Raw genomic sequence first — 20,191 nt, 5'->3', positions numbered from 1 at the left:
ACTAAATGAACTGCCGAGAAGGCAGAAACTACAGAGGTGAGAGAAAGATCCAGTTAGAAATTTATTGATATGAGTACAATTTTCTATTAAACCGGAGCTATTGAAATGAGATTGTTAAAACCCTGGCGTTTAGTTTTATTAAGTCTAGTTTTTGGGATGGCTGTAATTTTATCAAATTGTGGCACGCCCTCAAACACGGTTAGCAATAATTCTCCAACTCCGACAACTCCTGCTGCGGTTCCGGCTGGGGCTTTAGTTTACGGTGCGGGCGGGCCGCCGGTCAATCTGGAACCGGGAAATATTACTGATGGCAATTCAGTGATTGTTATCGACCAAATTTACAATCGCTTGACTGATTTCAAACCGGGAACTGTGGAACTTGAACCGAGTCTGGCTACTGAATGGTCAAGTTCTAAAGATGGTAAAACTTGGACTTTTAAGTTGCGTTCCGGCGTAAAGTTTCACGACGGCACGGATTTTGATGCGGAAGCTGTTAAGTTTAATGTGGAGCGCTGGTGGGATGCGAAAAATCCTAACGGTTATCGAGAATCTGGCAAAAGTTATCCAATTTGGAAGAATTTTTTTGGTGGTTTTAAGGGAGATAAAAATTCCCTGGTAAAAGATGTGGCAGTTGTTGATAAGTTTACAATTAAGTTTGTTTTAAATCAACCTTTTGCTGCTTTTCCCTCGGCGATTGGGTCTGGTTATTTCGGGATGGCGAGTCCGACGGCGGTGAAAAAAGCGGGTGCTAACTACGGCACTCCGGGGTCGCTGGCGGTGGGTACGGGGCCTTTTGTGTTTAAGGAATGGCGATCGGGCGATCGCATTGTTTTAGAGAAAAATCCTAATTATTGGAAAACCGGGACGCCAAAAGTCAATCAATTGGTAATTCGTTTTGTTGACGATCCGGCGGCGAGACTGGCTCAGTTGCGAGCTGGTCAACTTGATTTTACTGTGGATTTAACGCCGGATCAACTGAAAGAGGTTGAGGGAGATGCTAATTTAGAAGCTGTTGTGCGACCTTCTTTTAATGTCGGTTATTTCGCGTTAAATCCGAGTTACGAACCTTTGTCAAAACCCGAAGTCAGGCGGGCGATCGCCCAAACAATTAACAAGCCAGCAATAGTGCAAGCTTTCTGGGGAGAACTCGGAAAACATGATTCGCAATTTATCCCGCCTGCGCTGAATTGGGCGGCGTCCGATAGAGTTAAAGATTATGAATTTAACCCGCAGCAAGCTAAAGCAATTCTCGCGAAAGCCGGTTATCCGAACGGTTTTGATTTGGATTTGTGGTATATGCCCGTCAGCCGTCCCTATTTTCCCACGCCGAAGCCGATTGCTGAGGCTTTGGCGGCGGATTTGAGCGCGATCGGGATTCGGGTAAAATTGCTGACAAAGGATTGGTCTGCTTATCTAGCCGATCGCCTCAAACCTCCCGGCTTTCAAGCTTTTATGATGGGTTGGAGTGGAGATTACGGCGATCCAGACAATTTTTATTATCCTCACTTCGGACCGGGTTCGACGGCGGATTTGGGAAATTGGAAAAATCCCAAAGTTCTGGAACTTTTGGATCGGGGGAGGGCGAGTGGGGATAAAGCTGCTAGGGCGAAAATTTATGCGGAAGTTAGCGAGATTTTGCACGGGGAAGCTGTGCGTTTGCCGATCGTACATTCGCAGCCGCTTTTAGGGAAACGCAAGAATATTCAAGGTTGGATTCCGAGTCCTTTGGGGTCGGAGTCTTTTGAGGAAGTGAGCAAAAATTGAGAGTTTAGATCGAGACACCTCTCCTCGGTTCTCATACTTAACATGAATTTACCTTAACAAACAGTATGGACAGCAATCCGCAACCTGCAAATCATCAGCCACAAATTATTTTGATTACTGGGAACATGGCTGCCGGAAAATCAAGTGTGGCCCAATCACTTGCCGAACGGTTGCCCAAAAGTGTCCACCTTCGCGGCGATATCTTTCGTCGCATGATTGTGAATGGACAGGCGGAAATGGCGTTAAATTTGTCAGCCGAGGCATATCAGCAGCTTCAACTGCGGTATCACCTGGCAGCAATGGCAGCGCGACACTATCTCCAGGCTGGTTTTACGGTCGTTTATCAAGACATCATCATTGGTTCGGCACTGGCTGAGGTACTTGCGAGTTTCCACGATGTGCCGTTGTCCGCGATCGTTCTGTGTCCGACGGCAGAAGTTGTAGCGGCACGGGATGCAGCAAGATCGAAGACCGGATATGCCAACGAAACAATGGTTTATGCCTTCGATCGCATTCTCCGTACCGAAACTCCTCGCCTTGGCTACTGGCTGGATTCAACCAATCTAACGGTAGAAGAAACGGTCGATCGGATTTTGGCAAATTTGCAAGGTGAATGAGATCAACTGATGTTTCAATATATTGCTAAACGTTTGCTGGGACTATTGCCAGTCCTTTTCGGAATCACTCTGCTAGTATTTATATTTTTGCATTTGATACCGGGAGATCCAGCTACAGTGCTTTTGGGAGAACGGGGGACGCCCGAACAGGTGGAAATTTTGAAAGCCAGATTAGGTTTAAATCAGCCTTTACCTTTGCAATATTTGGCTTTTTTATGGAGTTTACTTCGCTTTGACTTGGGAAATAGTATTATTAGCGGTATTCCGATAATTGATGAAATTACAAGCCGCTGGCCTGCTACTTTTGAACTCTCTGTGGTGGCGATGTTGGTGGCACTTTTTATCGGAATTCCGGCGGGGATTTTGGCTGCTGTTCGGAAAAATAGCTGGCTGGACAATCTCGCGATGAGCGGTTCGTTAATTGGCGTATCTTTGCCGGTGTATTGGTTGGGATTGATGTTGATTTATTTGTTTGCAGTTTATCTAAAATGGCTGCCTCCAAGCGGGCGGATTAGTGTAGATTTGGGGTTTGGTTTTAAGTCGATTACGGGTGTTTATGTTTTGGATTCTTTGCTGAGGTGGGATTTGGTTGCTTTGCGAGATACGATCGCCCATTTAATCCTGCCAGCTTTGACTTTAGGAACTATTCCTCTGGCTATTATAGCTCGCATCACTCGTTCTGCGATGCTGGAAGTGCTTTCTCAAGATTACATCCGCACTGCAAGGGCTAAGGGATTGCCGGAATATTGGGTGATTTTGAAACACGCTTTGAAAAATGCGTTTTTACCGATCGTCACAACTATCGGTTTGCAGTTCGGCACTCTTTTAGGTGGCGCTATTCTGACTGAAACGATTTTCTCGTGGCCGGGAATTGGTTCTTGGATTTATAGCGGTATTCTGACGCGGGATTACCCAATTGTCCAAGGAGGAGTAATTTTTGTGGCTGTGACTTTTGTACTGATTAATCTGGCGGTTGATATTTCCTATGCTTTTTTCGATCCGAGAATTCAGTACCGTTAATGAAAAGGAAATCAGACACGAAATGCTTGTTTAACATCCGGCCGCAGCAGGTAGTAAATGCTAGCCACTGCAAAACCCAGAGTTAAAAAATTGACTGCTGTACCGCCGCTGCCCAACATTTTGACAATTTGCGTGAGGGTGGCAAGGATATGGACAATTAACGTTCCCGTCCATGCCCAATTTTTGAGTTGAAACAAACCCCAAGTTAAGAGTAAGGAGAGGAGGCCTAAAATAAAACTTATTGCAGCAAAAATTGCAATGAAACCACCGATTACCGTGCCAACTTTTGCCCCGCCGAAAGCCGCACCAAGACCGCCAAAAATGCCAGCAAAAAGTAAGATGAACAAGCCGTCAAGGAGGCTGAAGACGCCGCTAATTAGCTGCAATATTGCCAAAACAGTAACGCTTTGAGGACGATTCATTGTTTTTTTTGTCCATTTTTAACGAATTTGAAAAATATTTTAACCTGTTGTGGACACAGGGCGGATATGTATTCAGGATTTATGCAGCGCTACCCCTGAAGCCGGGTTTATGAGAGTAAGGCTCTTAATATTGTGTCGTTACGAGCGATTCACTGGCCGATCCCCCTGCGATCGCTAACACGAGTCCACAATGACCTAGTGACGATCGATCGCCCCCTGCCATATCTGCCTTTGTTGCTGGTGAGAAGCACGATCCTAGATCCCAAAAACAATATTATCTGCTAAAATATATTTTTATTTGCCAGCAGCCAGGAGCGATTCTGTTTAGACCCACCTCTTTTAGCTGAAAAAACTTAACATTTTTTAATAAATTGCAAAGATTAGCTATAATTGTTTACAGGTGCTGGTTGGGGAACTTTTTTAAAATCACCCGATCGGATGAGTCTGAAAGACGATGCCAAGCATCAGCAAAAATTTTACCTTTAAGGTAATCCTGAGATTAAATTAGGTGAGTCGGTATGATCGTTAGCCCTAAAAAGGAAACTGCTCAGGTCAAGGTGGAAGATACTCAGACTGTAGACACCAAGACCGCAGAGACTAAAATTGCAGATAACAAAACCGCCCAAAAGCAGTCTCCGAAGAAACCCGCGCGCAAACCGCAGCGGTGGGCGATTGGGTTGGTTGCAGCCGGGTTGCTAGCTGTACCGACCACTATATATGTAGCAAAAAGTCGATCGCAGCCGAAAGTAGATGCGATCGCCACTATGACAGTGCCGGTGGAAGCGCAAAACCTCACGGTACGGATCACGTCTAGCGGCACGGTGCAGCCCGTACAGCGCGTGAATCTCAGCCCCAAAGGCTCCGGCAGGATCGCAGAATTGTTTGTCGAACAGGGCGATCGAGTCGAAGCAGGACAGATTGTGGCGCGCATGGAAAGCCGCGATGTAGAAGCTCAACTCGCTCAAGCTAAAGCCCGCGAAGCTAGCATTCGAGCCAAACTTGCCAAAATCGAAGCCGGAAATCGATCGGAAGACATCGCCAGCGCCCGAGCGCGCTTAGAGCAAGCCGAGGCCAGTCTCGCACAAGTCCAAGCCGGCAGCCGCGTGGAAGAAGTTGCAGGAGCCAGAGCCCGCTTGCAGCAAACTCAAGCAGGCTTGCAGCGACTGAGAGCCGGCAGCCGCGTTGAAGAAGTCAGCCAAGCGCGAGCTCGTTTAGCCCAAGCTCAAGCTCGTTTAGCAGATGCTCAAACCGGCAGTGTCAAACAAGAAATTGCCCAAGCACAAACGCAAATTGACTCGAGTAAAGCTCAAGCCGAACTCACCGCTCAACGGGTGGAACGCAATCGACCGCTAGTGGAAGAAGGTGCTCTAGCTAAAGATAAACTGGATGAATTAATTAAAGAAAATCGTACAGCCCAAGCTAAATTAATAGAATCTCAAAGACGCCTGCAACAACTACAAGAAAATCGGCTGTCGCAAATTCAGCAACTGCAAGCTGCTGTGCAAGTCGAGCAGCAAGCATTGAACCAATTGCAAAACGGCACGCGATCGGAAGAAATTGCCCAAGCCGAAGCAGAAGTTGCCGAAGCTAAAAGCAAATTAGCGCAGCTAGAAAACGGCAACCGTCCCGAAGAAATCGCCAAAGCCGAAGCAGCAGTTGCTGAAGCAAAAAGCCAATTGGCGGCACAAGAAAACGGTTCTCGCCCGGAAGAAATAGCTCAAGCTCAAGCTGAATTAGCCGAAGCTCAAGCTCAAGTCCGCTTTCAAGAAGTGCAGTTAGAAGATACGAAAGTTCGCGCTCCTTTTGCTGGAATTATTACCCAAAGATACGCCATCCAAGGAGCTTTTGTAACTCCGGCAACTTCTGCCTCGGAAGCTACTTCGGCAACTTCGACATCGATTGTCGCTTTAGCTAGAGATGTGGAAGTTTTGGCGAAAGTCCCGGAGGCTGATATCAGTCAAATTAAACCGGGTCAAGAAGTTGAAATAGTCGCCGATGCTTATCCAGACAAAGTGTTTAAAGGCCGCGTTAAATTAATTGCGCCGGAAGCTGTTAAGGAACGGGATGTGACGCTATTTCAAGTGCGAGTTGCCATTGATACGGGCAAAGAGTCGCTGCAATCGGGGATGAATGTAGATTTGAGATTTGTCGGTCAAAAGCTGAGCAATGCTTTAGTTGTGCCGACGGTGGCAATTGTGACTAATAAAGGTCAAACGGGTGTCCTAGTTCCCGATGAGAAACAGCAGCCGAAGTTTAAGCCTGTTACTGTTGGATCGACTATTGGCAACAAGATTCAGATTTTAGAGGGTGCTGCCGCGGGCGATCGCGTTTTTACCGAACTTCCTCAAGGTAAAAAACTAGAGGATATCATCAAGAATCAAAAGTAGTCATTTGAGTGCTATCCTCTCGCGCACGAGTCATTAGTAGGGTGCGCATTGCGCACCTTACCCAATTACCAATTCCTTAATCTAAAATCTAAAATCTAAAATTCAAAATCGAATTATGGATATTGTTGAAAGCGTCAAAATGGCTGTCACAACTTTGATGGCAAACAAGCTTCGCAGCACCTTGACGATGTTAGGAATTATCATCGGCAATGCTTCGGTAATTTCTATGATCGGTATCGGGGAAGGAGCTCAAACATTTATCGAGGGACAAGTTAACTCTCTGGGTTCAAACTTGCTATTTATTATTCCTGGAAGTCCTGAAGCGCAAAGCCGCCCGGTGATTCCCCCCCAGACTTTAGTAGTGGAAGATGCAGAGGCGATCGCATCTCAAGTTCCTTCTGTCCAAGAAGTCGCACCAACTCTCAATGACAGTCAACTCGTTACCTACCGCAACAAAAATGTCTCATCTTCGATTGTGGGAACTACCCCAGAATTTCTGACAGTCAGAAGCTTTGATGTTGGTCAAGGCCGATTTTTAAGCAAATTAGATTTAGAAAGACAAGAAAATGTAGTAGCTTTAGGATCGGAAGCAGCCGAACAATTATTTGGCAATACACAGCCAGTTGGTCAATACATCCGCATTAAAAACTCGACCTTTCAAGTGATTGGGGTCATGCAGGCAAAAGGTTCTAGTTTTGGCGACAATCAAGATATGAACGTTTATTTGCCGCTCACAACAATGGCAAATCGTATCGTAGGTAGATCGTCTCCCTACGGTACAAAAGTAACATTTATTTCGGTTGCCATCAAGGATGAAACTATGATGCAAGCAGCCCAATTTCAAATAGAAAATTTGCTGAGATTGCGTCATAAAATTACTAAAGAGGATGATTTTACTGTTCGCAACCAGAAAGATTTGATGAATACTTTGGGCAGTATTACTGGTGCTTTGACGTTGATGTTGGCTTTCGTGGCGGCAATTTCGCTGTTTGTGGGCGGAATCGGGATTATGAATATCATGCTGGTTTCTGTTACCGAACGCACGAAGGAAATTGGATTGAGAAAGGCGATCGGAGCATCTCAGCAAGATATCCTGATTCAGTTTATGATCGAGTCTGTGATTTTGTCAGCTGCAGGCGGGGCGATCGGCACTGGATTTGGTATCGGCGGCGTGCTTTTAGTAGCTGCTTTTACTCCCCTGCAAGCTAGCGTTTCCCCAGTGGCGATCGCACTTGCAGTCGGTGTTTCCGGCAGTATCGGCTTATTTTTCGGCATCGTACCTGCAAAACAAGCTGCTAAATTAGACCCGATTGTGGCATTGAGAAGTGCTTAATCAGTTTGTTGACTGTTGACTGTTGACTGTTGACTGTAGTAATTCATTATTAAGTGTGTCATGGTTTGCTGTGCGTCGCAATCCCGATCCCCTGGGATTTGGACGCACAGCAAAGCATGACATTGGCCTGTTTTTCTTCTTCCTTCTTGTTCATTTAAAGAAAATATGAATTTTATTGAAAGCGTCAAAATGGCAGGTCAAACACTGCTAGCAAACAAAACTCGCAGCAGTTTAACAATGATTGGCATGATTGTCGGCAACGCCTCAGTAATTGCCATGATTGGAATTGGAGAAGGAGCTCAAAAATTTGTAGCAGGACAAGTTCAATCCCTGGGTACAAACGTATTAATCGTGAGGCCGGGAGTACCGAACGCTAGGCGAAGTACCATCTCAAGTGCGCCTCAAACTCTCGTACTGCCAGACGCAAAGGCGATCGCAACTCAAGTCCCCTCCGTTCAAGGCGTGTCAGCGGAACTTAACAGTTCAGAGATTGTTCGCTACAGCAACAAAAACGTTTCTGCTCTAATTTTTGGCACGATTCCCGAATTTCTAGAAGTCAGAAGTTTTGAAATGGCAAAAGGGCAGTTTTTGACCGAACTTGATGTTAAGCAAAGTAACCAAGTTGTGGTTCTCGGTTCGGAATTAGCGGAGAAACTTTTTGGCAATACAAATCCCTTGGGCGAACAGGTGCGAATCCAAAATGTCAGCCTCAAAGTAATTGGAGTATTGGCGCCCAAAGGCACATCTTTTGGTACGAATTTTGACAATTCCGCCGCTGTGCCGATCGCCACAATGGCCAATCGCATAGTCGGGCGCACATCTCCCTACGGTTTGGCTGTCACATCGATATTTATTTCAATTAAAGATGAATCGCAAATGGACGCGGCGCAATTTCAGGTGGAAAACCTGCTGAGATTGCGGCACAAAATTACTACCGAAGATGATTTTAGTGTCAGAAACCAGAAAGATTTAATGGCAAGAATGGGGGCAATTTCCGGCGCTTTGACTCTGATGTTAACTGCTGTTGCCAGCATTTCCCTATTAGTCGGGGGCATTGGGATTATGAACATTATGCTTGTGTCTGTTAGCGAACGCACTCAGGAAATTGGGCTCAGAAAGGCGATCGGCGCATCCCAACAAGATATCTTGTTTCAATTTATTGTCGAAGCTGTAATTTTGTCGGCTGCCGGAGGGATAGTCGGTACTTGCGTAGGTGTCGGCGGTATCTTGCTTGTAGGTAATTTCACACCCTTGCAAGCTGGTATTTCGCCCGTGGCGATCGCCCTTGCTGTCAGTGTATCCGGTGCAGTCGGCCTCTTCTTCGGCGTTGTCCCTGCCCGCCAAGCCGCCAAACTCGACCCGATCGCAGCTTTGAGAAGTGCTTAATCAATATATACTTATTCAGTTACACAATCTGCTCCTTTTATGCTGGTAAAAATTATCTTGCCCTAAAGATTAAAAAAAACAGTTTTTTTATAAACAATCACCAACGTTGCAGTATCTAATGCAGTTTTAACATCTGTATTTTTACGCAGATTCAAAGCGCAAAACTTCATAAAAAGCCCGTTAAATATTAAATAAAGCTTGGTTGTGGCGTTTACTTGTCAACCAGAAAGTTTAATAATATTAAATCAGGGGTAAACACACCGAAGCATCTACAGACGGTACAAACCTTTGCGCTTTAATCAAAATATCCAATAAATAAACATGGCATCTCTCCCCCCAACTCCTAAATTTGACTTTCTCGAAGGAACCACCCAACCAGACAGATTTAACGGATTGGATGGTAACGACATAATTTATGCCAACAGCGGAGACGACTATCTAGAAGGCAATGCAGGCAAAGACAAAATCTGCGGCGACCAAGGCAACGATACGATTGTTGGCGGTGCGGACAATGACATCCTCTGGGGAGGCAAAGGCAGCGATCTAATTGGTGGCGATTCCGGCAACGATATCATCTACGCGGGCGCAGGTAGCGATACCGTGAGCGGCGGCGCAGGCGATGATTTATTTGCCATTACTAAAGGCCTCGGCGGGCCAACTGTAGCCACAGCCGACTACATCGCCGACTTCGGCAACGGTAATGACAAAATTCGATTGCTAGACGGTCTCATATTTGAAGATTTAAACATCCAGCAAGGCACCGGAGTCAACAGCAACAGCACCGTAATTCAAGACAAACTCACGGGCGAATATTTAGCAGTCTTGCCAGGAGTCAACAGCAACACAATCAATCGCGACCAATTCACAAATCAGCTATCGGGCAACCCTGTCACCGAGTGGAACGGAGTCCTGCTGAATGCAGTGCGGACAGCCAGCACCGCGCCTCCCCTCGCTTCCCGCAACATGGCAATGGTTCACGTAGCCATTTACGATGCTGTTAACTCGATCAGCAAAAAATACAGCCCTTACCTCGTGGAAATAGACCCACCTGCAGGTACATCAGCAGAAGCAGCCACCGCCGCAGCCGCCCACCGCGTCTTAGTCAAGCTCTACCCAGCGCAAGCAGCCACATTTGACCAAGCATACGCATCGTCTCTAGCTAAAATTACCGACGGTAAAGCCAAACAAGACGGGATTGCCCTCGGACAGCAAGTTGCCGACCAAATTATCAGTTCGCGGAGTACCGACGGCATCACGAAAGTAGTGCAGTATACCCCCTCAACCGACCCCGGCAGTTGGGTGCCGACTCCCCCCGCTTTTGCAGCAGGGTTAGCGCCACAGTGGGTCGAAGTTACTCCCTTTGCGATGACTAGCGGTTCTCAGTTCCGCCCGTCGGGCCCGCCCACCCTTGACAGCGCCAAGTACGCAGAGGAGGTTAACTATATCAAAGAAATCGGCAAAAGTGACAGCCTCACGCGCACCCCAGACCAAACAGTCATCGCCAAATTCTGGGCTAATGGCGCTGGGACGTTTACGCCTCCGGGCCACTGGAACCAAATCGCCGAAGAAACAGCGACTCTCACTGGTCAATCCTTAGAAGATAACGCCCGCTTGTTCGCCCTGCTGAATATTGCTCTGGCCGATGCAGCTATTAGCTGCTGGGATGCCAAGTATGAGTACAACTTCTGGCGTCCCGTGACAGCTATCCGCCAAGCTGACACAGACAACAATCCCGAAACAACAGCCGACCCCCTGTGGACTCCGCTGCTAACTACTCCGCCGTTCCCTGAGTACACGTCGGGTCACAGTACCTTTAGCGGTGCGGCAGATACTGTTATGAGTTCTGTATTTGGTTCGGATTATGGCTTTGGAGATCGGGGAGACAGGACTGTTAACACTTTGCGAACCTTTGAAAACTTCAGCGAAGCGGCTGATGAATCGGGCATGAGTCGCCTTTACGGAGGCATTCATTTCATGAGTGCTAACGTAAATGGTTTAAGTGTGGGTAGAAATGTGGGGAATTATGTTGTCCAGAATTTCTTAGTCTAAGAAAGTCGGGGCGGGTTTAGGAGATTATTGGTTTGAGCTTACATCTTTCACCATTTTCAATAACGGGCAAGATGCCCGTTCCACCAAACTCAATTTTATTGTGGAACAGGCATCTTGCCCGTTCCGCAATATGCATGTTCCACAATAAATCAACTCTTTGTGGAACAGGCCGGAAAGCCTGTTGCTAATTATTATTCCAGCAATTCTACAGTGCCGAGATACCCGTCTACTCGGACTTTTTGACCGTCTCGCAGGCGAGTTGTTGCTTCAGCAATATTCATGACTGCGGGAATTTTGTACTCGCGAGCAATTATTGCCCCGTGAGATAGTTGGCCGCCAACTTCGGCGATAATTGCTGTTGCTCCTAATAGCAGCGGCGCCCAACCCGCATCGGTGTAAGGAACTACTGCGATCGCATTTTCTCCTAAATCTGTGCTCGCGGTGCGGCAAATCTTGACAAAGCCTTCGACACGACCAATACTCGCGGGAATTCCCTGGATGATATTAGTTGCGGATTGGGTAAGTTCGATCGCCCTTGTCTGAGAATTAGGCAGCAAATTCCCGTAGACCACGGGGGGAATCGGACGATCGCGATCGGCTAACAGGCGATCGCGCCTTTCCCTAATTGTATCCTTAAACGAAACACTCGCACCGCTGCGAATCCACTGCTGAATTTCCCCAAATTCCAGATAAAAAATATCTCCGCTTTCCTGGAACACCTGCATTGCCAATCCGCAAGCTTCAATCTCCAAAAAAGTCCAGCGTAAATGAGCCAACAACCGCGCGTAAATTTCGCTAATTTCGTTTTTGACGCTCGCTCTTTCCTGACATTTATCTAATCGCCACTTCTGCGAAAAAGTCAATCTTCTTTCACGCTTTTCGATTAAATTATTTTCGGCTTTTTGAGCTATACTTATTACCAACTTTTGATAAATTTCCGGTTGTTCTCGCCAAGTAGGAACAGCGATATCCGTTCCCACCTCGCTCAAATATCCGTAAGTATCAAGCCACTTTTTAAATTCTGCTTGTAAAGCCGGACTTTCGGCAAATATATGTGCTAAATTTGCTACTGAAAGAGTTTCTTCAGACTGCGAAACAGCAGCTTGGCGCAATTTCTGAGCCAACTGCTGCAAAGATCTCACAGAAGCAATTTCAGGAGCGCTGTCATTGTCCAGCCATTCATCAGAAACGCGAAAAATAGCCTTGCGAATAGCCAGCCCAATCGGCCCTAATATATTGTAGTAAGTAATCGGTTTTAGCCACTCCTGAATTTGCTCGGCTTTCTCCAACAATTCCGACAAATATTGATAAGTGGGCATTGGGCGTTGGGCATTGGGCATTAATATTGCTTCGCTCGAACCTCTTCCTTCTTCCTTCTCCAGAATTTGCAGTGCTGGGATAAAAATAGAAGTGCGATCGCCTTTAAATTCTGCATTCAGCGCCCTCTCCCGCTGCACCAAACGCCACAAACCCGGCAAAGAAGGCAAAATCTTCCCCAAAGGCGGCTTGCCCATTTTTTGCCCTCTCAGCAAAAATTCCAAACCCTGCTCCGGCAATCCCATCATCCGAAAGATTTCGCCCAACAAAGTCGCATTAAAATAGGCGTGAGATCCGAGCAAAGTTGCCGTTTCATTAAAGTTTAAGCCGATCGCGCGATCGCCCAAAACCACCTTAAAAATCTCTCCCCAAACCCCGCAAGTCAGCGGCCGGTTAATCGACCAAGTTAGGGGACGAATTGCACCAGGAATCACTTCTGCTGCAATAGTTCGCGTCCAGAATGGCTGCAAATTAGTAATGGGGCGACTTTGCAAAATCCAAACTTTTTCACCGTCCCAACTCCACTCAATATCCTGGGGGATGCCGTGAAAAAATGCTTCAATTGCTTGGGCTTGTTTCGCTAATTCTGCTATAATCAATTTATCAATAATTGAATTATTTTTAAATTCACTTAAACTTTCTTCTAATGATTCCGGTCTACTAAAATCTATTTCCAAATGAATCGGAGTAACTTGTCCGCCGACAACAGATTCAGCCCCTCCCGGTAAAGCTTCAATAATAATCTGGGAACCGCCATCTAAAGGATTGCGGCTGAACATCACTCCCGCAACTTGGCTGTCAATATAAGGCTGAATTAATACAGCCATTTGCGTGTCTGGCAGTTGTCGCTGTCGGCGGTAAGCCACAGCTTCGGCAGTCAAATAAGACTGGCGACAGCGATTAATTGCATCGATTAATTCTGTTGCCGTCAAAACAGGTCCAATGGTTTCATATTGTCCAGCCGCCGAACTAAAATCGCCGTCTTCTCCCACAGCAGAAGAACGCACAATCATTCGATTTTTGATTTTGGATTTTAGATTTTGGATTACAGAATTACTGAGTAACAGTCGCTCGCCATTTTCCTGATCTCCTCTTCCTTCTTCCTTCTTCCATCTTCCTTCTTCCTTCGAGGCCAATATAAAACCCGTAGGTACGTTAAAACCTGCGCGTTTCAGTTGAGACAATTTAGCCGCTTTATCGCCGCAGATTGCAGCATCTAACGAGTCATCAAGAGAAAACAATTGTTCAGATTTAGATAAAGCCATATCATCACCCTGGCTGAAATTAATTGCTGCTAACAACAAAGCTAATCCTGTTGCTGCTAAAAATTCAGGCATTGATTGTCGCCACACCCAAACCCAGATAGGAGTACACAGACACCCGCAACGGGAAGCAAAGAGTCTCGCCTGATCGCCCTCACCCCACCACCGCTGTGCCCAACCCCACACCAGCAGCCCCCAAATGCCCGATGAAACAGCCACTGGCGGCGAAAATACCAAAAGACCCCAAACCGCGTTGGTCACGCCTCCACCTCGGGCGATCGCATATCTGCCAGCAACTAGCGGAATTAACAGCGCGATCGCGATCGCAGGTGCATCCGGGAAGCAAAATCGCCCTGCCAAAACCGGTACAATACCCCTGGCAATTTCCGCCAACACCGCAGCAATTCCCGCTAATTTCCCCCCGTGAATGAAAGCTGCCGACACGCCAACATTCCCCGTACCCAGTGCCCTCAAATCTCGGCGGGTAAAAACTCGCACCGCCCATCCCGTTAGCGGTAAAGCACCCAGGCTGAAACTAGCAGCCAACAGCAATGCTATTGTCCCCAACGGCATAAAATCAGCTCTCATATTTTCAACCTCTAACCATTATGACGGCAATTCTGTCACTTTTTCTGTCTTCAGATATATCAACAAAACGGCATTAGCACTTAAGATAATGTAAAAGTAGAGTAGATAAGGATTTGGCCTAATGATAGATATCAGCTTGACCACTCCCATGGCAGTTCTTGTTGCACCCATCAAGCGAGTAATGATTGATCTGCTGATGCAGCAGCCAGTGCCGGAATCAAGTGTCAGCTTGACCACTCCAATATTAGTTCTTGTTGCTGGCTTTATTGCTGCAGCTACGATCGGCTCGATCGCCTGGTATAACTCCAAGCGCCCACCTGGTTGGGAATCCAAAGAACGCCCTGATTTTGTCCCGAAAGTTGATAAAGACGATTTGATTGCTGATGTTTCTGATTCAAAGAAAAAATAGAACCAAGCTCTTTTAGATCGGAAAAAGCTTTGAGAGGAATAGAAATTACCCTTGCTTATATATCAGGTAGGGTGCGCCTCGGCGCGCCTTACGCTGCTATCATGTATAAAAACTTTGAGTGAATAGTTTTAATTGACAGAAAGCACTAAGGTCAATAAATCGAGTTCTCATCCCGCCATCGAACTCTTTATTGACCTTGATGCAAGAGATCATTAGATACATTTAATTATAGAAATTTAGAGATTGACTACAGCTTTAGAGTTCTCAGGAGATTCAGCCTCTTTTGGGAGGCGGCATTTGAGACATCTCACCACATATTCGTAAATTTGACTCATAAGGCGATCGCCCCGACGATTATTTTTCAGTTTAACGTCATAAGTTTATTTTGTAGAGGTATGGGCGATCGCTCTAAACCAATCCCGTGGCGGGACGGTGTGACTTTTTTTCTACGCCTAATTGGGTCCGCTTCAAAACCAACAATGTGATGTCATCAAACACTTTTTGAGTGCCGATATGTCGCCGTAAATCGTCAATCACCGCTTGCTTGATTTCCCCAGCCGACAAATGCCAATTTTGGCTAATGACTTCACACATCGCCTCCACGCCATATTGTTTTCTCTTAATGTCTTTTGCTTCGGGAATACCATCGGTATATAGCACTATACCATCTCCTGGGTATAGCTCTATTGAAATATGACTGATGAACTTAACAATGTCATCGTCAAGAGCAATCGGAAAACCTAAATCCATCGTGTCGATACGTTCTACCTCTCCACCGTTTCGCACAATAATTGTTTCTTCATGCTGACCGCTAATGCTGACCCGTCCTTGGGAATAATTTAAAATTGCTAAGGTGAGACTTTTTTCGGACTTCATGCGCTGCACGTTTTTGTAGAGGGTGCGGTTGAGCGCATCTAGGAACCGAACGGGGTCTACTTCGGGGATTTCCTTGAGGGTACGAACGGCGGTTTGCGCCATCAGCATCAGGATGCCACTTTCGAGTCCATGTCCAGTAACATCGCCGATGCCAAGAGTGACAACGCCATCGGTGTTTAAGACATCATAGTAGTCGCCGCCGACTTCATCGGCAGCCTCCATGTATGCAGCAATATCGAGTCCTTCAATTTCCAGTTCCTCAGCATTGGGCAGAATCATTTGCTGCATCTGACGCACGATATCCAATTCAGCACCCATGCGGAGATTTTCTTCCTTGAGTCTCTCGTTGAGGGTATCTAACTTTTGCGCGGAGTCCGCCAGTTGCTCTATGGCTTGTTCGAGTCGATCGGATTGTACAAAGATCGATTGGTCAAAAACATCAAGCAACTGCGTCAAAGTCGCTACTTTGGATTTAAGCTGCGCTAGCTCCTGCTCAGTATTTCTTGTGAATATTTGCCTAGAGGCTGTAGCAGATTCATCTTTTTGAGCGAAGACAGCTCCTCGATCGAAGGGCAGCAGTGCTGTCTTGACGTTCAGCGCCAGAGTGCTGAACATCTGAGCCGTGTTATGGGGAATCTGGACTTTCAAGAACATGATAATTGCAAACATATTGCCTGAAGGTAATAGACCACCAAACCCCAACACAGACTTGATTCCGAAGGGAATCACAAAGGAGTCTTGAGCGGGAATATAGGGGCTGCCAATCGCTTCAGGTACATAGAAGACGTTGTATTTCCTCTGCTCGATTTCTACCAAAAGATTCGGGTCAGGGTTGATAACTGTTTTTATATCTAAGCCGAGCTGTCTGATGAGTTGTGAGATCATCGGCATCTGAGCGACTACAGATTCACTTGCCAGTGGAATAGCTTTGTGTCCAACGGATGTGTGTCTTGAGTTCCATTCCGTTTGTTCTCCTACCGTTGCCAGTAGATTCATGCACTTCATGCCAGGCAAAGGGGGATAGTGGTCCAACATACTACGGGCATACTCGGTAAGTTCGACTTCTAAGTCTTCATAAGGGTAAGTTTTGAACAAACGGACGAGGGCGCAGGATTTCTCACCAGTTGGCTTAGTACAGAAATTTTCGTAAAGATACCTAACAATTCTGTTACTCGCCTCTTCCATACTTTCAACCCCCAAGCCGAACTGGCGTAGAGCCAACCCGCATTCGGCCATGTCCCTTAAAGTGAATCTCGTCAAGTCGTACATCGGACTTCCTTATAGATTTGGAAATAACGGCAACTAAGAAAGACAGTGCCACAATCGAGTAATTATGGTGCCTTTCGGCAGGTACTGGCATCGCCGCCATGCCAATATCAAGCATACTTCCAATGCCATAGCCCATGAGAATACCGGGGATTAACAATGAGAACCTGTGTGCAAAACCTCAATGCAAGCTGTAGAAGGCAATACCAGATGCAATGACTGCAGCAAGCCAAGAGACAATCACCATGGGTAAATCGTAGGCGCTCGCTACTGGCAGGTGATAAGCCAGCATTCCTAAAAAGTGCATTGCCCAAATGCCCGTTCCCGTCAACGAACCACGAATTAACCCACCTAAGCGAATATTTTCACCGTTTTTTGGAGTCAGGCTCCCAGGTAATTATAAGGTGATATAGGAGGCAAAAATGAGGGAAAAAATGACTGGCAAAAAATCGTATTTAATTACCATTAATATATGACACTCATAGAAACTATGACGGTGACTACAGCTTTGAAGTTCGCTTGATATTTAGCCTCTTTCGTGGCACTGCGTTGGAGGAATTTTACCACCTCGTCGTAAATTTGACTGTTAATGCGATCGCCCCGACGACCCTTTCCAGTTTAATGTCATAAGTTTATTTTTTCGAGGTATTGGCGATCGCTCTAAACCAAGGCTGCTGCTTGTGGCTGTGACTTTTTTTCTACACCTAATTGGGTCCGCTTCACAACCAACAGCGTAATATCATCAACTACTTTTTGAGTGCCGATATGTCGCCGTAAATCCTCAATTACTGCTTGCTTAATTTCCCCAGCCGATAAATGCCAGTTTTGGCTAATGACTTCACACATCTGCTCAATGCCATACTGTTTTTTCTTAATGTCTTGTGCTTCAGGAATACCATCGGTATATAGCACTATACCATCTCCTAGTTTTAGCTCAAGTGAAATGTGACTGATGAACTCAGCAATGTCATCGTCGAGGGCGATGGGGAAGCCTAAATCCATTGTGTCGATACGTTCTACCTCTCCACCGTTTCGCACAATGATTGTTTCTTCATGCTGACCGCTGATGCTGACCCGTCCTTGGGAGTAATTTAAAATAGCTAGGGTGAGAATTTTCTCCGAATTCATGCGCTGCACGTTTTTGTAAAGGGTTCGGTTGAGCGCATCTAGGAACCGAACCGGATCAGTTTCCTGGATTTCCTTGAGGGTGCGAACGGCGGTTTGCGCCATCAGCATCAAGATACCGCTTTCGAGTCCATGTCCAGTGACATCGCCGATGCCAAGAGTGACAACGCCATCGGTGTTTAAAACATCATAGTAGTCGCCGCCGACTTCATCGGCAGCCTCCATGTATGCGGCAATATCGAGCCCGTCAATTTTCAGTTCCTCAGCGTTTGGCAGAATCATCTGCTGCATTTGACGCACGATATCCAATTCAGCACCCATGCGAAGATTTTCTTGCTTGAGTCTCTCGTTGAGGGTAATGATTTCGTCGTTAGCATTTGCTAGTTCTGCCGTGCGTTGTTTGACTTTATCTTCTAAGGTTTCAAACAATTCCTTGAGTTGGCCTGCCATGCGGTTGAAGGAGTTTCCCAACTTATCAAGTTCAACGAGGCTAGTGTGTTTAACGTATTGCTTCAAGTTGCCATCTGCCATGTCTTCTGAAGCTTGGGTAATCCGCTCAATGGGGCGGGTAATCCAACCAGCGGTGAGAATACCGATCAGCAGCGCCATCATCAACGCTACCAGAGACAACCCTATTGTGCTACGAGTATTAGCATTGATTTGACCCATGAAGTCGGATTCTGGAACTACAGTCACGATTAGCCAATTCAAGCCAAACTCGTCGTGCCAAGGATGAACACGGACAAAGTGAGGTTGTCCTTGAATTTGAAAGTTCAACGTTTGCCTTTTTGTAATTGGCTGAAAATTACTAAACCGATTTTTTAGAGTTTGAGCAGTGCTTTGAATTAACGGATCATTAATGGTTAACGCATTAAAGCGTTGGGTCTTACCACTTAGTTTGGCAAAAGAGGGTTGAGAACTAGAATTGGCGATTAACTGCCCATCTCGTTCCATGACAAAAACTCGTCCTGATGAGCTAATGTTTAAGTGGCGCAAAAAGTTCGTAATATTTGATAGTTGTAAATCCACCCCAGTCACGCCAAGTAATTTGCCGTTTTTTGCATAAATTGGACGCACTGCCGGTAGAGAAATAAAGTTGATTTCGTCAACAGAGTACACCGAACCCCAAATTGGTTTACCTGCTTTAGCCGCCTCAATATACCATGAGGATGCCACGAAGTCGTCGGTCCAAAACCGTAGCACTTTACCCCGCTCGCCCTGCTTGTTCACGGCGTAGGTAGCTACTTTTCCGTTTGTTATTGCAGACTTTTCATCAATGATGACTCCTTCCCCTGGAAAGTATTTGCCAGCCCCAATAAAGCGTCCATCTGCTAACGTATTTGAAATATAGCCAACATTCTTAAAGGCTTGCACCTGCTTCCAAAAATAACTTCCAGTCATTTCAAAGTCTTCTATATTGAGTAATCCTGTCTCGATTGCATCAATATTTATCTGATTAATTTGATGAGGTATTGAAAGATAGTCATTTAGCTGCTGATCGGTTTGGTTGCTCACCTCAGTCATCAACTGGTTGGCAAGATCAGTTACGGCTTGTTGTCCGTTGCGTAATGAAAGATAGCCGACTAATCCAACTGCTGCAACAATTTGCAGGATAAAGGGTACTACGAGGGCAGTGCGGAGGCGGAATTTAAGGGAGTTATTATTCATAAAAATCTTTCACGGGTATAGCGCTTAACTAAGAATAGTTCACCCTTTCAGCCTGGCTTCCAGTTGTTGCAATGCGTTATTATACCTGGGTTTCTAGCTGTTGATTCAAAACCAGCAGGGTAATATCATCACTGGCTTAGGAGGACACAAACGGCGTTTTAATCCCACACAAAGCCTGCACTGGCTTTATATGAAGCTGTAGACATCCCTATTTTCTTGCAACCAGCCGATTTGTGGGGTTCGCTCTCAGCAGTTTACAGGCAATATGCCCTGTATTATACAAATCTTTGGGTCATCTCTGAAAAAGTTTTCCCTCGCCAGCGATATCAATCTGGCGGGAGAGATAGGGGCAAAACTTCTCCTCTAAAAAGATTCAATAACACCTTAATGCCCAGGATCTCTCGCTATTCTAATAAAAACTCTGTTATTTTATAAAAAACTCTCCAATAATCTGGGAGCTATCTGGTATTTTATCCATCATTACAAGGCTTCTTTACGCCTAAAAGTGTTTAGGATTTTTCCTGGCTCTGCAGAACGACCCAAAAATTTAAGTTTTCTTACTAAACTTGCCTGGGAATTTTGAGATAATTTACTAAAAATAGTCGAGTTTAGCACAGTTGGTGACAGAAGTCGTTCACGCAATTAAGAATTCATTCAGTTTTATTTACAGCCAAATAGTTAATTTTAATCAATCTGTTTTAT

At 45.9% G+C, this 20,191-nt stretch carries 14 protein-coding genes; 8 read left to right on the top strand and 6 right to left on the bottom strand.

Translation table 11 applies throughout. The features are described from left to right. Positions 1-105: 105 nt before the first annotated feature. The 3 genes from QUA23_RS01285 (at position 106) to QUA23_RS01275 (ending at position 3,401) form a co-directional block, all read left to right on the top strand. A complete protein-coding gene (locus tag QUA23_RS01285; RefSeq protein ID WP_333076491.1) occupies positions 106-1,764 on the top strand; it encodes an ABC transporter substrate-binding protein in 1,659 nt (552 codons plus the stop codon). Positions 1,765-1,829: 65 nt separating this feature from the next. Continuing rightward, positions 1,830-2,381, top strand: coding sequence for an AAA family ATPase (locus QUA23_RS01280; RefSeq protein WP_333076490.1), 552 nt, complete (start codon positions 1,830-1,832; stop codon positions 2,379-2,381). Between the two features lie 9 nt (positions 2,382-2,390). Then, positions 2,391-3,401 (top strand): ABC transporter permease, encoded by a 1,011-nt coding sequence (locus QUA23_RS01275; RefSeq protein WP_333076489.1) that lies wholly within the window; start codon positions 2,391-2,393, stop codon positions 3,399-3,401. A gap of 11 nt (positions 3,402-3,412) precedes the next feature. Here the strand turns inward: QUA23_RS01275 and QUA23_RS01270 are convergent, their stop codons facing one another. Further along, positions 3,413-3,823, bottom strand: a complete 411-nt coding sequence (locus QUA23_RS01270; RefSeq protein ID WP_333035717.1) for a hypothetical protein — start codon at positions 3,821-3,823, stop codon at positions 3,413-3,415. A 518-nt stretch (positions 3,824-4,341) separates the two neighbouring features. On the opposite strand from QUA23_RS01270, the gene QUA23_RS01265 reads away from it, so the two are divergent. The 4 genes from QUA23_RS01265 (at position 4,342) to QUA23_RS01250 (ending at position 10,978) form a co-directional block, all read left to right on the top strand. Next, entirely contained in the window at positions 4,342-6,210 is a 1,869-nt protein-coding gene (locus QUA23_RS01265; protein WP_333076488.1) for an efflux RND transporter periplasmic adaptor subunit, read from the top strand. Positions 6,211-6,325: 115 nt separating this feature from the next. After that, positions 6,326-7,543 (top strand): ABC transporter permease, encoded by a 1,218-nt coding sequence (locus QUA23_RS01260; RefSeq protein WP_333063437.1) that lies wholly within the window; start codon positions 6,326-6,328, stop codon positions 7,541-7,543. Positions 7,544-7,708: 165 nt separating this feature from the next. Continuing rightward, on the top strand, positions 7,709-8,929 hold the full coding sequence (locus QUA23_RS01255) for an ABC transporter permease (protein WP_333076487.1): 1,221 nt from the start codon (positions 7,709-7,711) through the stop codon (positions 8,927-8,929). Positions 8,930-9,250: 321 nt separating this feature from the next. Continuing rightward, positions 9,251-10,978 carry a chemotaxis protein CheB gene (locus QUA23_RS01250; protein ID WP_333076486.1) on the top strand — a complete coding sequence of 576 codons (1,728 nt, stop codon included), beginning with the start codon at positions 9,251-9,253 and terminating at the stop codon, positions 10,976-10,978. 191 nt (positions 10,979-11,169) lie between these two features. Here the strand turns inward: QUA23_RS01250 and QUA23_RS01245 are convergent, their stop codons facing one another. Beyond that, complete coding sequence (locus QUA23_RS01245) at positions 11,170-14,130, bottom strand: glycerol-3-phosphate acyltransferase (protein WP_445243464.1); 2,961 nt, start codon at positions 14,128-14,130, stop codon at positions 11,170-11,172. A 211-nt stretch (positions 14,131-14,341) separates the two neighbouring features. On the opposite strand from QUA23_RS01245, the gene psb35 reads away from it, so the two are divergent. Next, entirely contained in the window at positions 14,342-14,554 is a 213-nt protein-coding gene (psb35, locus tag QUA23_RS01240; RefSeq protein ID WP_333076532.1) for a photosystem II assembly protein Psb35, read from the top strand. Between the two features lie 408 nt (positions 14,555-14,962). Here psb35 and QUA23_RS01235 read toward each other — a convergent pair whose 3' ends face one another. The 4 genes from QUA23_RS01235 to QUA23_RS01230 form a co-directional block, all read right to left on the bottom strand. Then, the gene (locus QUA23_RS01235; RefSeq protein ID WP_333076484.1) at positions 14,963-16,699 is read right to left on the bottom strand and encodes a PP2C family protein-serine/threonine phosphatase; all 1,737 of its coding nucleotides are present in this window, start codon (positions 16,697-16,699) and stop codon (positions 14,963-14,965) included. Next, on the bottom strand, positions 16,620-16,835 hold the full coding sequence (locus tag QUA23_RS30965) for an MHYT domain-containing protein (protein ID WP_445243462.1): 216 nt from the start codon (positions 16,833-16,835) through the stop codon (positions 16,620-16,622). The genes QUA23_RS01235 and QUA23_RS30965 overlap by 80 nt, the downstream gene beginning before the upstream one ends. 42 nt (positions 16,836-16,877) lie before the next feature. After that, entirely contained in the window at positions 16,878-17,027 is a 150-nt protein-coding gene (locus QUA23_RS30960) for an MHYT domain-containing protein (RefSeq protein WP_445243461.1), read from the bottom strand. Between the two features lie 329 nt (positions 17,028-17,356). Beyond that, a complete protein-coding gene (locus tag QUA23_RS01230; protein WP_333076483.1) occupies positions 17,357-19,489 on the bottom strand; it encodes a SpoIIE family protein phosphatase in 2,133 nt (710 codons plus the stop codon). Positions 19,490-20,191 lie beyond the last annotated feature (702 nt).

The sequence above is a fragment of the Microcoleus sp. Pol1C5 genome (assembly GCF_036701115.1).
In the GTDB taxonomy this organism is placed as follows: Bacteria; Cyanobacteriota; Cyanobacteriia; order Cyanobacteriales; family Microcoleaceae; genus Microcoleus.
The sequence above is the reverse complement of the archived record's forward strand: the minus strand, read 5'-3'. Positions and strand labels throughout refer to the sequence as shown.

Coding starts and splice junctions, on each gene's coding strand:
- QUA23_RS01285 (WP_333076491.1), top strand. CDS start 106: ATGAGATTGTTAAAACCCTGGCGTTTAGTTTTATTAAGTCTAGTTTTT.
- QUA23_RS01280 (WP_333076490.1), top strand. CDS start 1,830: ATGGACAGCAATCCGCAACCTGCAAATCATCAGCCACAAATTATTTTG.
- QUA23_RS01275 (WP_333076489.1), top strand. CDS start 2,391: ATGTTTCAATATATTGCTAAACGTTTGCTGGGACTATTGCCAGTCCTT.
- QUA23_RS01270 (WP_333035717.1), bottom strand. CDS start 3,823: ATGAATCGTCCTCAAAGCGTTACTGTTTTGGCAATATTGCAGCTAATT.
- QUA23_RS01265 (WP_333076488.1), top strand. CDS start 4,342: ATGATCGTTAGCCCTAAAAAGGAAACTGCTCAGGTCAAGGTGGAAGAT.
- QUA23_RS01260 (WP_333063437.1), top strand. CDS start 6,326: ATGGATATTGTTGAAAGCGTCAAAATGGCTGTCACAACTTTGATGGCA.
- QUA23_RS01255 (WP_333076487.1), top strand. CDS start 7,709: ATGAATTTTATTGAAAGCGTCAAAATGGCAGGTCAAACACTGCTAGCA.
- QUA23_RS01250 (WP_333076486.1), top strand. CDS start 9,251: ATGGCATCTCTCCCCCCAACTCCTAAATTTGACTTTCTCGAAGGAACC.
- QUA23_RS01245 (WP_445243464.1), bottom strand. CDS start 14,130: ATGCCGTTGGGGACAATAGCATTGCTGTTGGCTGCTAGTTTCAGCCTG.
- psb35 (WP_333076532.1), top strand. CDS start 14,342: ATGCAGCAGCCAGTGCCGGAATCAAGTGTCAGCTTGACCACTCCAATA.
- QUA23_RS01235 (WP_333076484.1), bottom strand. CDS start 16,699: ATGTACGACTTGACGAGATTCACTTTAAGGGACATGGCCGAATGCGGG.
- QUA23_RS30965 (WP_445243462.1), bottom strand. CDS start 16,835: ATGGGCTATGGCATTGGAAGTATGCTTGATATTGGCATGGCGGCGATG.
- QUA23_RS01230 (WP_333076483.1), bottom strand. CDS start 19,489: ATGAATAATAACTCCCTTAAATTCCGCCTCCGCACTGCCCTCGTAGTA.